The sequence below is a fragment of the Pseudomonas sp. PSPC3-2 genome, from assembly GCF_049897085.1.
Taxonomy (GTDB): Bacteria; Pseudomonadota; Gammaproteobacteria; order Pseudomonadales; family Pseudomonadaceae; genus Aquipseudomonas; species Aquipseudomonas paraveronii.
In genome coordinates this window covers 48,632-61,307 of sequence record NZ_JAFCVO010000016.1, presented here as the reverse complement: position 1 = coordinate 61,307, position 12,676 = coordinate 48,632, and the positions used below count along the sequence as shown (strand labels likewise).

11 protein-coding genes are annotated in these 12,676 nt (G+C 61.6%); 5 read left to right on the top strand and 6 right to left on the bottom strand.

Features of this window, described 5'->3' with window-relative positions; translation table 11 throughout:
• The first annotated feature begins 9 nt into the window (after nt 1-9).
• A complete protein-coding gene (phnX, locus tag ACP7CJ_RS22925) occupies nt 10-837 on the top strand; it encodes a phosphonoacetaldehyde hydrolase (RefSeq protein ID WP_276193603.1) in 828 nt (275 codons plus the stop codon).
• 114 nt (nt 838-951) lie between these two features.
• Nucleotides 952-1,497 (top strand): cytochrome b, encoded by a 546-nt coding sequence (locus tag ACP7CJ_RS22920; RefSeq protein ID WP_276193604.1) that lies wholly within the window; start codon nt 952-954, stop codon nt 1,495-1,497.
• Here the strand turns inward: ACP7CJ_RS22920 and ACP7CJ_RS22915 are convergent.
• Together ACP7CJ_RS22915 and ACP7CJ_RS22910 are read right to left on the bottom strand one after the other, a co-directional pair.
• Nucleotides 1,494-2,384 (bottom strand): 1-aminocyclopropane-1-carboxylate deaminase/D-cysteine desulfhydrase, encoded by an 891-nt coding sequence (locus tag ACP7CJ_RS22915; protein ID WP_276193605.1) that lies wholly within the window; start codon nt 2,382-2,384, stop codon nt 1,494-1,496. The genes ACP7CJ_RS22920 and ACP7CJ_RS22915 overlap by 4 nt on opposite strands.
• A gap of 58 nt (nt 2,385-2,442) precedes the next feature.
• Nucleotides 2,443-4,482 (bottom strand): NADPH-dependent 2,4-dienoyl-CoA reductase, encoded by a 2,040-nt coding sequence (locus ACP7CJ_RS22910; protein WP_276193606.1) that lies wholly within the window; start codon nt 4,480-4,482, stop codon nt 2,443-2,445.
• 211 nt (nt 4,483-4,693) lie between these two features.
• On the opposite strand from ACP7CJ_RS22910, the gene ACP7CJ_RS22905 reads away from it, so the two are divergent.
• A complete protein-coding gene (locus ACP7CJ_RS22905) occupies nt 4,694-5,824 on the top strand; it encodes a carbon-nitrogen hydrolase family protein (protein WP_276193607.1) in 1,131 nt (376 codons plus the stop codon).
• A 4-nt stretch (nt 5,825-5,828) separates the two neighbouring features.
• A complete protein-coding gene (locus ACP7CJ_RS22900; RefSeq protein ID WP_276193608.1) occupies nt 5,829-6,863 on the top strand; it encodes an AraC family transcriptional regulator in 1,035 nt (344 codons plus the stop codon).
• 275 nt (nt 6,864-7,138) lie between these two features.
• Here the strand turns inward: ACP7CJ_RS22900 and ACP7CJ_RS22895 are convergent, their stop codons facing one another.
• Nucleotides 7,139-7,909 carry a DUF2242 domain-containing protein gene (locus tag ACP7CJ_RS22895; RefSeq protein ID WP_276193609.1) on the bottom strand — a complete coding sequence of 257 codons (771 nt, stop codon included), beginning with the start codon at nt 7,907-7,909 and terminating at the stop codon, nt 7,139-7,141.
• A gap of 89 nt (nt 7,910-7,998) precedes the next feature.
• Entirely contained in the window at nt 7,999-8,889 is an 891-nt protein-coding gene (locus tag ACP7CJ_RS22890) for a LysR family transcriptional regulator (RefSeq protein ID WP_426102172.1), read from the bottom strand.
• A gap of 120 nt (nt 8,890-9,009) precedes the next feature.
• Here ACP7CJ_RS22890 and ACP7CJ_RS22885 point away from each other — a divergent pair, with 120 nt between their 5' ends.
• Nucleotides 9,010-10,176 carry an MFS transporter gene (locus tag ACP7CJ_RS22885; protein ID WP_426102118.1) on the top strand — a complete coding sequence of 389 codons (1,167 nt, stop codon included), beginning with the start codon at nt 9,010-9,012 and terminating at the stop codon, nt 10,174-10,176.
• Nucleotides 10,177-10,224: 48 nt separating this feature from the next.
• On the opposite strand, the gene ACP7CJ_RS22880 is transcribed toward ACP7CJ_RS22885, so the two are convergent.
• Both ACP7CJ_RS22880 and ACP7CJ_RS22875 read right to left on the bottom strand, forming a co-directional pair.
• A complete protein-coding gene (locus ACP7CJ_RS22880) occupies nt 10,225-12,099 on the bottom strand; it encodes a SurA N-terminal domain-containing protein (protein ID WP_426102116.1) in 1,875 nt (624 codons plus the stop codon).
• Nucleotides 12,100-12,330: 231 nt separating this feature from the next.
• Entirely contained in the window at nt 12,331-12,603 is a 273-nt protein-coding gene (locus ACP7CJ_RS22875) for an HU family DNA-binding protein (RefSeq protein WP_003174819.1), read from the bottom strand.
• Nucleotides 12,604-12,676: the final 73 nt, after the last annotated feature.

The following is a 12,676-nucleotide window of genomic DNA, read 5'->3' as shown; positions in this document are numbered from 1 at the left end:
ATCTGAACCATGAACTATCAACATCCCGACACCCTGCAGGCCGTCATCCTCGACTGGGCCGGCACCGTGGTCGACTTCGGCTCGTTCGCCCCAACGCAGATCTTTGTCGAAGCCTTCGCCGAGTTCGATGTGCACGTCTCTATCGAGGAAGCCCGTGGCCCGATGGGCATGGGCAAATGGGAGCATATCCGCACCCTGTGCAACCAGCCGCAGGTCGCCGAGCGTTACCGCAAGGCGTTCGGCCGCACGCCGACCGATGACGACGTAACCGCGATCTACCAGCGCTTCATGCCGCTGCAGATCGAAAAAATCGCCGAGCACTCGGCCCTGATCCCCGGCGCCCTCGACTGCATCGCTGCGCTGCGTGCGCAAGGGCTCAAGATCGGCTCCTGTTCCGGCTATCCCAAGCAAGTGATGGACAAGGTCGTCGCGCTGGCCGCCACCAACGGCTACGTCGCCGACCACGTGGTCGCCACCGACGAAGTGCCTAATGGCCGCCCATGGCCGGCGCAGGCGCTGGCCAACGTGATCGCCCTGGGGATTGACGATGTAGCGGCGTGCGTCAAGGTCGACGACACCGTGCCGGGCATTCTCGAAGGCCGTCGCGCCGGGATGTGGACCGTGGCCCTGACCTGCTCCGGCAACGCCCTGGGCCTGACCTACGCACAGTTCCGAGCCCTGGACAGCACCGCCCTGGCCCGCGAGCGCACGCGTATCGAAGCCCTGTTCGAAGGTTCGCGGCCGCACTACCTAATCGACACCATCACCGACCTGCCAGGGGTGATCGCCGACATCAACCGGCGCCTGGCACGTGGTGAAATGCCGCAAAGCCACTGATCAAGGTCAACTCAACGGCATTCACGTCGGGCAAACCCCGCAAAACAGGCTTAAAGTAAAAGAACTTCGTCGCCAAAGAACGGAGATTTGCCCTGATGAGAGAGGAACCAAGCGATGCCGTGGAAAAATTCCGAGTCACGTTACAGCACTATGTCGATAGCGTTGCATTGGTTGATGCTTGTGCTGCTGGCGGTGGTTTACGCCTGTATTGAGTTTCGCGGGATCTTCCCCAAAGGCAGTGGCGGGCGAGCACTGATCGTGGAAATGCACTACATGCTCGGCCTGACCGTGTTTGTGCTGGTCTGGCTGCGCCTGTTTGCGCGCTCGCTGGGGGTTGCGCCGAAGATTGTACCGGCACCGCCGCAATGGCAGAGCCTGCTCGCGACCCTGATGCATATTGCGCTGTATGCCTTGATGATCGGCATGCCGATTGCCGGCTGGCTGATCGTCAGCGCTCAAGGGCACTCCGTGATGTTCTACGGAATCGAGTTACCGCCCTTGATCGGCGAAAACAAGGACTTGTCCAAGCAGATCAAAGAGTGGCATGAACTGGGCGGTGCCATCGGTTATTGGTTGATCGGCCTGCATGCAGCGGCCGGTCTGTACCACCACTACTTCATGCGTGATAACACGGTGTTGCGCATGATCCCCAAACGCTAGGCAGCCAACCCTCGGCGGCCTTGCAAGCCGCCGGTGTGGACGAAGATCAGACGCGTGCCCGCAGGGAAGCGTCCGGCTGCGACCTGTTGCTTCAACGCCAGCAGTGCTTTGCCGGTGTAGAGCGGCTCCAGCGGTAAGCCGCAGGCCTGTTGCGTGGTCTCGATAAAGTCGAGCAATAACCGGTCGACCTTGGCGAAGCCGCCCCGGCTGGCGTCCAACAACTCATGCCCGCCCTGCACAATGGCGCGCACGTTCTGCGCTACGCCGTGATCGTCCGGCACCGCCATTGCGCCGTACACCGGGTGCGCGCCCTCCTCGGCCAATGCCAGCCCGGCCAGCGTCGTGCCGGTGCCTGCCGCCAGCCACCATGCGTCGTAATCATCCCACCCCACGTTGCTCAACTGCGCGCGCGCCTGCTCGACCAATACGCCGCAACCCAACGCCCCGGCGACGCCCCCGCCGCCTTCGGGCACTGGATAGAGATGGGGATATTGCTCGCGCCACGGCAGCCAGAAACCTGGCTCATGCCGCGCACGGTAGCCGCCATAACCCAGCCAATGCAGCTGCATGCCGAAGGCTTTCAGGTCGAGGACAGTGGGCGTGTCTTGGGGATGGCCGCGCAACAGGCCGACGGTGGGAAAATCAAAACGCTTGCCGGCCGCCGCCAGCGCATGCAGATGGTTGGAGTACGCCCCTCCAAGGCTGATGATCCCGCCGGCACCGGCCTGTTGCGCCTGGGCCAGGTGCTCGGTGAGCTTGAACCACTTGTTGCCGCTGATCAGCGGGTCAATACGGTCCAGGCGCAGCACGGCCAACTCAACCCCGTTCAGCCAATCCAGCGGCAGCGGTTCCAGGGGCGCATGGGGAAGCCAATCGAAAGGGCCCATCGGGGCAAGTCCGCATGAAAAAAGGGGCGATAGTCTAACACCGCCCCTTCCAGGCATTTTACAACTCAGCCGCCAGGCGCGAGCCCTGGTTGATGGCGCGCTTGGCGTCCAGTTCGGTCGCCACATCGGCGCCACCGATCAGGTGGACGTTCTGGCCCGCCGCGACCAGGCCGTCCTGCAATTCGCGCAACGGGTCCTGGCCGGCGCAGATCACAATGTTGTCCACCGCCAACAGCTGCGGCTCGCCCTCGGCGCCGATGCGGATATGCAGGCCCTCATCGTCGATCTTCAGGTACTCGACGCTGTTGAGCATCTGCACCTGCTTGTTCTTCAAACCGGTGCGGTGAATCCAGCCGGTGGTCTTGCCCAACCCATCGCCGACCTTGGAGGCCTTGCGCTGCAACAGGAACACCTCGCGCGCCGGCGGGTGGGGTTGAGGCTTGATCCCGGCGACACCGCCACGCGCTTGCAACTGCGTGTCGATGCCCCACTCTTTCCAGAACGCGTCGCGGTCCAGGCTGGTGGACACGCCCTGATGCACGAGGAACTCCGACACGTCGAAGCCGATACCACCGGCACCGATCACCGCGACGCGCTTGCCCACCGGTTTGCGCTCGAGGATCACATCGAGGTAGCTCAGCACCTTGGGATTGTCGATGCCCGGAATCGCCGGCGTGCGTGGTGCGATACCGGTGGCCAGGATGATCTCGTCGTACCCGCCCGCCGTCAGTTGCGCGACGTCGACACGGGTGTTGAGACACAGCTCCACATGGGTGGTCTGCAACTTGCGATTGAAGTAACGCAGGGTTTCGAAAAACTCTTCCTTGCCCGGCACGCGCTTGGCGATGTTGAACTGGCCGCCGATCTCGCTGGCCGAATCGAACAATGTCACCTGATGGCCGCGCTCGGCCGCCACCGTCGCCGCGGCCAGGCCCGCAGGACCGGCGCCGACCACGGCGATTTTCTTGATCTGCTTGACCGGCAAGTAGTTGAGTTCGGTCTCGTAGCACGCGCGTGGGTTGACCAGGCAGGTGGTCAACTTGCCGCCGAAGGTGTGGTCCAGGCAGGCCTGGTTACAGCCGATGCAGGTGTTGATTTCATCGGCACGGCCGGCGGCGGCCTTGTTGACGAACTCTGGGTCGGCGAGGAACGGCCGCGCCATCGAGACCATGTCGGCATCGCCTGCGGCGAGGATCTGCTCGGCAATCTCCGGGGTGTTGATGCGGTTGGTGGTGATCAGCGGGATCTGCACCGCGCCACGCAATTTGGCGGTGACTTTACTGAACGCGCCACGCGGCACCTTGGTAGCGATGGTCGGGATACGCGCTTCGTGCCAGCCGATCCCGGTATTGATAATGCTCGCACCGGCCTGCTCGATGGCCTTGGCCAGTTGCACGATTTCTTCCCAACTGCTGCCGCCTTCCACCAGGTCGAGCATCGACAGGCGGAAAATAATGATGAAATTCGGGCCGACGGCGTCGCGCACCCGGCGCACGATCTCCACCGCCAGGCGCATGCGGTTTTCGTAGCTGCCGCCCCAACGATCGGTACGGTGGTTGGTGTGGGCGGCGAGGAACTGGTTGATGAAGTAGCCTTCGGAGCCCATGATTTCCACGCCGTCATATTCGGCAGACTGGGCCAGCAGCGAGCAGGTGACGAAATCCTGGATCTGCTTCTCGATGCCCGCTTCGTCAAGTTCCTTGGGCTTGAACGGGTTGATCGGCGCCTGGATCGCGCTCGGTGCAACCTGCTTTGGGCTGTAGGCATAACGACCGGCATGGAGGATCTGCATGCAGATCTTGCCGCCGGCGGCGTGTACGGCGCGGGTCACGATCTTGTGCTTCTGCGCCTCTTCGTCGGTGGTCAGCTTGGCCGCGCCGGAATACACCCCACCTTCATCGTTCGGGCCAATGCCGCCGGTGACCATCAGGCCCACGCCACCAAGGGCGCGCTCGGCGAAATAGGCCGCCATGCGTTCGAAACCGCCCGGTTTTTCTTCCAGGCCCGTGTGCATCGAGCCCATCAGGGTACGGTTGCGCAAGGTGGTAAAACCCAGGTCCAACGGGGCCAGCAGGTGCGGGTACGCAGCAGCGGTCATGGTCAAGCTCCACAACGGATCATCACGGGACGTGGCACGCTCTAACGGCTTGCCATCGGTTTATGTCCCACAGACTAAGAGGCGATCGGCTAGGGCTCAATGACTGAAACTGACAAGTTATTGATCCAAATGCACAGCCCCCCTTGGCAAGCAGAGCCACGGGCCCTAACCTAGTCGCGAACCCTGCACTTGGTCCGTTGTCTGTTCCCCCATGCGTAAACTTCTAGCTTTTACCGTCACCATGGCGTTGGTTGCCGCCGTCGCCGCCTATCTGGTCTGGACCCAGGAGCGCCCCGTGGCGCATTACCTGTCCGACCTGCGCATCACCCTGGCCGTCAACGAGGGCCAGCCTGCCGATCGCGGCAACCTGCTGGGCATCCAGCCGGAACTGTTCCCCGGCGATTACCAGAGCCTGGAACGCTTGCACCTGAAGCTCGCGGCCTACCTGCAAACGGCCCGAGACCAGGGGCTGCTCAATGAAAAAACCATCGTAGTGCTGCCGGAACACATCGGCACCTGGCTGATGCTCAGCGGCGAAAAAAACGAGCTGTATCAGGCGCCCCATCTGAAAGACGCGATGAATTGGCTGTCGATCAGCAACCCGGTGCAATTCATGCGCGCCTGGATCAGCGCCACTGGCGACAACCGCATGGACGACGCTTACTTACGCATGAAAGCCCCGGCGATGGCGCGGGACTACCAGGTGTTGTTCGGCGGCTTGGCCAAGGAGTTTGGCGTGACCCTGGTGGCCGGCTCCATCGCGCTGCCCAACCCCAGCGTAAGCCAGGGGCAACTGCAGGTCGGGGATGGCGCGCTGTACAACGCCAGCCTGGTGTTTGCGGCCGATGGCCTGCCCCTGGGCCAGCCGCAGCGTCAGCTCTACCCGATCTACGACGAGCGCGGTTTCATTGCGCCAGGCGATGAAAACACCGTCAGCGTGGTCGACACCCCGGCCGGCCGCCTGGGCATCCTGATCGGCAGCGACAGCTGGTACCCGGACAACTATCGCAAGCTCAATGAGCAAGGCGCCCAGTTGATCGCCGTCCCCGCGTTTGTCATCGGGCGCGACACGTGGGACCGCCCATGGCGCGGCTTCAAGAGCGTGTCGACGCCCACGGAAATCAGCCTCAAACCCGAAGAGCTCAGCGAGGGCGAAGCCTGGCGGCGCCTGACCTTGATCAGCCAGCAACCCATCAGCCAGGCCACCGCAGGCATGAGTGTGTTTTTGCGCGGGCAGTTCTGGGACCTGGGCAGCGCCGGCCGGAGCTTTCTCAGCAGCAACGGTCAAGTGTTCGCCGACGGCGACGCCCGTGGTGCGCGCTTGCTGAATCTCTGGTTGTAACGCCGTGAAGCCGGTACGCCTGGGGGATATGTCGGTGGGCTTCGTACACACCCTGGCCGACGCAATCACCCACCACGGGCTGGACCCGCAACCGCTGTTGCTGCAATACGGCCTGGACCCGGCGCGGCTCGCCGAAGCCGGCGCACGCTTGTCGATCCCGCGCTATATGCGCCTGGGCCATGCCGCCATCCAACTGACCGGCGACCCGGGCCTTGGCCTGCGCATGGGCCAATTGAGCCGCTTGAACCAGGCCGGCCTGGCGGGCGTCACGGCCGCCCAGGCGCCCAACGTGCGCGAAGCGGCCCGCACCCTCACGCGCTTTGAAGCGCTGTATGGTTCCAACTATCGCGGGCAATCGAGCTTTCATGAAGACGCCGAAGGCGCCTGGCTGCGTTTCTATTCCATCAGCCCCTACAACGCCTATAACCGCTTTGTGGTCGACTCGATCATCGCCGGCTGGTTGCACCAACTGTCGAGTCTGGCCCAGCAACCGGTGCAGGCGCAGCGCATCGAGATCGAATTCGACGCACCGGACTACAGTGAACAATACCGTGCGTTGGGCGACAGTCCGGTCCACTTCGGCGCCGACGCCAATCAACTGCGCCTAAGCCAACCAACCCTGGCCCTGCGCAACCCGCAGCATTGCCCAAGCACCTGGCACCTGCTGTTACAGCTATGTGAAAGAGAGTTGGAGCAGTTGACCCGCACCCGCAGCCTGCGCGAGCGCATTACCCGTTTGCTCGGGCCGATGCTCAATGGTGGCCGGGAGCCCGACCTGGAAGAAGTGGCGGCGCGCTTGAAGCTGCCGACCTGGACCCTGCGCCGCAAACTGGCCGAAGAAGGCACTCAGTTCCGGGCGATCCTCAACGATACCCGCCGCGACCTGGCTATGACCTACATTCGCGATACGGAACTGGCATTCGGCGAGATTGCCTACTTGCTCGGCTTTGCCTCGGCTCAAGCCTTTCAACGAGCGTTCAGGCGGTGGAACAACCAGACCCCAGGGGAGTTTCGCCGCAGTCAGCGGCATTCCGCCTGAAATCGGTTTTATAGCTCGGTGGCATCGTCGGCGGGGTCCAGCGGATCCCATTCAAAGGCCTGGTACTCGAGCAGTTCTTCCTGATAATCGTCCATATTAAGCTCCTTTAGGGTGAAAGCGGCTGCAGGTTAATGACCTACAAGACCAGCCTAAAGTGCCGTCATGACGAAAAAATGTCAGCGCCATGACGTTCCTGCACTACAGGATTAAACGTAGCAGCGCTGCAAGAATTTATCAGGTGCCAATCAGCCCCGCCCCGTCGAAGGCCGTCGGTGTCACTGGGAAGGCGTCGGCAGGGGCGGAATAGCTTCCGTCGGCGGCGGCAGCGTGGGAGCCGCTGGCTCTTGTTGCGGAGCAATCGGTGCGGGCTCGGCCGGAGGTGCGACCGGCTCGGAAACAACCGGTGCGGCGAGCTCCTGCTTCGGCGCTTCAACTTTTTCGGCGGCCGGCGCGGCTTTAGGCTCAGGCACGCCCAACTCCGCCTTAGGCTGCTCGGGAATATGCGCAGCCTTTTTCACTTCCTGCGGCAGGAATACATCCACCAACGCAAAGTACCGCTCATAGAACTTCGGTGCCGAGACAGTCTCACTCGCCACCTTCACCATCGAGTCGTCGGTGGAGCCGATCGGCATCGATACCGAGCCCAACACGCCCACACCCAGGCTTGCGGAGTTATTGACCTTCTTCAGCGCATAGCGATCCTGCAGGGCGTTGGCAAATATCGTCGAATGATTTTTACCTTTGCCATCGTCCGCACACACCACGTTGAAGCTGATCTGCAGATGAGTTTCGCCGGTCTGCTGGAAACTCTTGTTACCCACCACCAGCTTCGGATCGCTGCTGGTGATGATGTAACCCTGGCTCAGCAGTGCACGGCGCGCGGCCTCGCACGCGGCGATGTCACTGACCGGGTAATCACGGGAGAACGTACCGGAGTCGTCGAAATTCTCGTGCTCGTAAATAGCGGTCTTGGGTGACGAGCAGCCCGTGGCGCCCGCCAACACCAGCGCCAAGCCGAGGCTACGCAAGTGAAATGATGTCGACATTGAAAATCCTGAGGAAAACGATCTGGGCGGTATTGTGCAACAGAACGAGGCCTTGGCGCGCGCATTCCTGTCGGTAAAACGTCACAAGCCTACACAGCGGTGCCTACGGGGAAAAGCCCGGCGTACATATGGTCGATAAACACGCGTAACTTGGCTGAGGCATGGCGACTTGATGGCCACAGCAGCCAGAAACTGCCACGGTGTTCGAGATAATCATCCAACACCCGTTGCAAGCGCCCCTCCCGCACGGCCTCGTTGACCATGTAGTCCGGCAAGCAGGCGATGCCCAACCCCACATGCTTGAGGGACTCGATGGTGGTGCTGACCAGCGGTGTACGCAACGTGGGCTCGGCGGCGCCCGAGATGTGACGCAACGGCCAGTTTTCCAGCTTGCCGGTGGTACAGAATTTGTGGCGCAAGCAGGCGTGATTGCTGAGGTCCTGCGGTTGCTGCGGGGTGCCGTGTTGAACGAAGTAGCCCGGCGTGCCGACAAGTACCAACTGGTAATAGCCCAGATGACGCGCCATCAAGCGCGAATCTTCCGGCTTGCCCGTGCGAATCACCGCATCGAAACCTTCCTCGATCACGTCGACCATGCGGTCGGAAAAATCCACATCCAGCTCGATATCCGGGTAGGCGCGCATAAAGTCACTGAGTACCGGCATCAACAACCCGCGCACCTGCGGCAGACTGATGCGCAACTTGCCCCGGGGCGTGGCGCTGGCGTCCGTCAACTCCTGCTCGGCCGCCTCGACCTCGGCCAGAATACGCCGCGAACGCTCAAGAAACAGTGAGCCTTCGCTGGTCAGCGTGATACTGCGCGTGCTGCGGTGAAACAGCCTTACGCCCAAGCGCTCTTCCATGCGCGCGATACTTTTGCCCACGGCCGAAGAGGATACCCCCAGCACACGGCCCGCAACGGTAAAGCTGCGTGTCTCCGCCACCTGCACAAATACCGACAGGCTGCTCAAGCTGTCCATGATGACGCCCCGACCGATTACGGACATCCACGTCCGATAAGTTCGGAACCTTAGCCTGTTTTTCCGCGCACCACAGCCCCTTACTCTGCCGCCTTGCCCCTTTTATATGGATAGAGCGTTATGAGCGACAACCCGTCACTGACCCATTGCCCGGCGAACGCCCAGCCTGACGCGCTGCCGCTCGGTGGTTTGCTGGCCCTGGCTTGCGCAGGATTTATTACCATCCTCACCGAAGCCATGCCCGCAGGGCTTCTGCCGCAGATGGGCGCAGGCCTGGGCGTGTCACCCGCCCTGGTTGGCCAATTGGTCACCCTCTACGCCCTTGGATCGTTGCTCGCGGCCATCCCCTTGACGCTGCTGACGCGTGGTTGGCGCCGCCGACCTCTACTGCTGGTGGCCATTAGTGGCTTTGCCCTGGTCAACAGCGTGACTGCCGTATCCAGTCACTATGGGCTTACGCTGGTAGCGCGCTTTTTCGCCGGGGTATTCGCCGGGTTGCTCTGGGCCCTGTTGGCGGGTTATGCCAGTCGCATGGTCGCCCCTCATCTGCAAGGCCGGGCGATTGCCATCGCAATGCTTGGCGCGCCGCTGGCCCTGTCCCTGGGCGTGCCGGCCGGCACACTGCTGGGCACTCTCGTTGGCTGGCGCTTGAGCTTTGCGATCATGACCGGACTGACGCTGGTGCTACTGCTCTGGGCGCGCTGGCAACTGCCGGACTTTGCCGGTCAAGCGGCACAACAGCGCCTGGGCCTGCGCCAGGTGATGACGTTGCGCGGCATTCGCCCGGTGCTTTGGGTGACCTTTACCTACGTGCTGGCCCACAACATTCTCTACACCTACATCGCCCCACTGCTGGAGCACGCCGGAATCGAGGCCGATATCGACCGGGTGCTGCTGGTGTTTGGCCTCGCGGCGTTGTTGAGCATTTGGCTGGTGGGCCTGCTGATCGATCGATGGTTGCGCCCGCTGGTGCTGCTCAGTTGCGCGCTGTTTGGCCTGTCGGCGCTGGCGCTGGCGTTCTGGATCGACTCGCCGGCGGTCATCTACACCGCCGTAGCGGTTTGGGGCCTGGCATTCGGTGGCCTGCCGGCCTTGCTACAAGCCGCTCTGGCCAAGTCCGCTGGCGAGTCGGCGGACGCAGCGCAATCGATGCTGGTGACCGTGTGGAACCTGGGCATTGCCGGTGGCGGGTTAGCGGGGGGGTTGCTGCTGCAGAGTTGGGGCGTGTTCGCGTTTCCCTTGGCGGTAGTTGCTTTGATGCTGCTTGCCCTTAGCAAACGCCCATGAAAAAGCCCCCGGTCTTTTCAGGCCGGGGGCTTTTTATTCAAACCGAGATCAGTACTTCTTGATCTCAGCCTTGGTTTCCAACTGCTTGCGGTACGCCGCGAAGTCCTGCTGACCCACACGGGAGGCGAGGAAACGGCGGTATTGCGCCTTCTCGTCGTCCGATGGCGCCGCCGCTTCGTTGACGCTGTTCAAGCGCACGATCACCAGGCTGCCATCAGCGAGGGTCACGGTGGTGAAGGTCGGTTTGTCCTTGGCCGCAGGCTTGGGCATGCGGAACAGGGCTTGCAGCACGACCGGGTCGATCGCTTCCTGGCTACGAGTAGCCACGGCGGTGACTTTCCAGGCCTGACCATCAATGGGCTGGTTCAGCGGGGTTTTGCCATCACGCAGGCTGGCGATCAACTCGTCAGCGTGAGTCTTGGCGGCCGCGCTGGCGCGTTCCTTGGTCATCTGTGTGCGGATCGCCGCTGACACGCTTTCCAGCGGCAGTTGCGTAGGCTTCAGGTGTTCTTTGGCCCGCAGCACGATGATGGTTTCCGGGTCGAGCTCGATGGCGGTGCTGTTGGCACCCTCATCCAACACTTCCGGGCTGAACGCGGCAGTGACCACGGCGCGGTTGGCTGCAACACCCTCCCCGCCGTCGCGACCAAACGGCGCAGAGGTGTGAACGGTCAGCTTGAGGTCGGACGCTGGCTGAGCCAGGTCGGAGGCTTCAAATGCCGCATCTTCCAATTGCTTGGTCGCTTCGACAAAACGCTGTTCAACCTGTTGATTCTTGAGCTCGTGAGTCAGCTTGCCTTTCAGGCTGGCGAACGATGGCACTTCTGGCGCTTCAACGCCCAACAGCTTGATCAGGTGCCAACCGAAGGTGCTGCGCACCGGTGCCGAGACCTGGTCCTTATTCAAGGCATACAGGGCTGCTTCGAAGTCCGGATCGTAGACGCCAGGACCGGCAAAACCGAGGTCACCGCCATTGCTGGCCGAACCCGGGTCCTGGGAGAACTCCTTGGCCAGGGCTTCGAACTGCTCACCCTTGGCCAGGCGCGCCTGGACCTCCTCGATCTTGGCCTTGGCTTGCGCGTCAGTGACCTTGTCGTTGACTTCAATCAGGATGTGCGCGGCACGACGTTGCTCAGAGAGGTTAGCGGTTTCTTTCTCATACGCCGCCTGCAGTTCATCGTCCTTGACGGTGACCTGGTCGAAGAAGGACGACTTCTTCAACTCCAGATAGTCGATGACCACCTGGTCCGGGGTCATGAACTCTTTGGCGTGCTGGTCGTAGTAAGCCTTGACCTCGTCGTCAGTGAGTTTCACCGCCGCAGGGTTGGCCTTGATATTGACGGTGGCGAAATCGCGGGTCTGTTTTTCCAGACGGGCGAATGCCAGCACCTGTGCGTCAGTCACAAATGCGCTGGCGCCGATACCGTTGCGAACTTGCCCGATCAGCATTTCCTGGCTCAGCATCTGACGGAACTGCAGACGGCTGTAGCCCAGTTGACGGATCACCTGGTCAAAACGTTCGGCGTTGAACTTGCCGTCCACCTGGAATTGCGGCGTCTGTAGGATCACCTGATCCAGCGCAGCTTCAGAGAAGCCAAACTTGGAATCGGCGGCGCCTTGCAGCTCCAGCTTACGATCGATCAGCCCCTTGAGAGCGGCGTCGCGCAGTAGCTTTTCGTCGAGCAAGGAAGCATCGAAATCCTTGCCGAACCGTTGCATCAACTCGCGACGTTGCATGTCGACGGCCTGGCTCAGTTCGGTCTGGGTGATTGCTTCACCGTTGACCTTGGCCACGTCCTGCTTGGTGTTGGTCGAAGCCTGAAAAATAGCCTCGATACCGGTGAACGCCATCAATGCGACGATGATCCCGATAATGGTCTTGGCAATCCAGCCTTGTGAATTGTCCCTGATATTTTGCAGCATGCGTCCCCCAGAAACGGTTGAACTTCAAAAATTGGCAACCGTGGAGCGTGGGTAGAGTCCGGATAGAAGAAAGGCGCATCCGAGGATGCGCCTTCTCGTAACTGGCGGAGCGGACGGGGGTTAGAACCCACACCCCCGGCGTGGTGACCCGATGGATACGTGGGTCAGCTGCCGCTCCGCTGCCAGGCCAGACCTGCGTCGGACCCGGGTAGGTAAAGGCTTGAGCGAGGCTTAGTTAACGGCTTCTTTCAGGGCTTTACCGGCTTTGAAACCTGGTTTCTTGGCAGCAGCGATTTGCAGTGCTTTGCCAGTCTGTGGGTTACGGCCAGTGCGAGCTGGACGGTCAGTCACAGAGAAAGTACCGAAACCTACCAGTACCACCGAGTCGCCGGCCTTAAGAGCGCCAGTGACGGATTCGATTACTGCGTCCAGCGCACGGCCAGCAGCAGCTTTCGGGATATCAGCGGATGCGGCGATAGCATCAATCAGTTCCGACTTGTTCACTCTAAGTCCCCCTATATATCTATTGAGTATGATTCTAAGTTTTTTGGTGAAAGCAAAAACCAGTGCTGAATGG

Excerpts from the sequence above, each read along its gene's own strand:
- ACP7CJ_RS22890 (WP_426102172.1), bottom strand. The coding sequence starts at position 8,889 with ATGGACAGCTTGAGCAGCCTGTCGGTATTTGTGCAGGTGGCGGAGACA.
- ACP7CJ_RS22895 (WP_276193609.1), bottom strand. The coding sequence starts at position 7,909 with ATGTCGACATCATTTCACTTGCGTAGCCTCGGCTTGGCGCTGGTGTTG.
- ACP7CJ_RS22885 (WP_426102118.1), top strand. The coding sequence starts at position 9,010 with ATGAGCGACAACCCGTCACTGACCCATTGCCCGGCGAACGCCCAGCCT.
- ACP7CJ_RS22920 (WP_276193604.1), top strand. The coding sequence starts at position 952 with ATGCCGTGGAAAAATTCCGAGTCACGTTACAGCACTATGTCGATAGCG.
- ACP7CJ_RS22880 (WP_426102116.1), bottom strand. The coding sequence starts at position 12,099 with ATGCTGCAAAATATCAGGGACAATTCACAAGGCTGGATTGCCAAGACC.
- ACP7CJ_RS22915 (WP_276193605.1), bottom strand. The coding sequence starts at position 2,384 with ATGGGCCCTTTCGATTGGCTTCCCCATGCGCCCCTGGAACCGCTGCCG.
- phnX (WP_276193603.1), top strand. The coding sequence starts at position 10 with ATGAACTATCAACATCCCGACACCCTGCAGGCCGTCATCCTCGACTGG.
- ACP7CJ_RS22910 (WP_276193606.1), bottom strand. The coding sequence starts at position 4,482 with ATGACCGCTGCTGCGTACCCGCACCTGCTGGCCCCGTTGGACCTGGGT.
- ACP7CJ_RS22905 (WP_276193607.1), top strand. The coding sequence starts at position 4,694 with ATGCGTAAACTTCTAGCTTTTACCGTCACCATGGCGTTGGTTGCCGCC.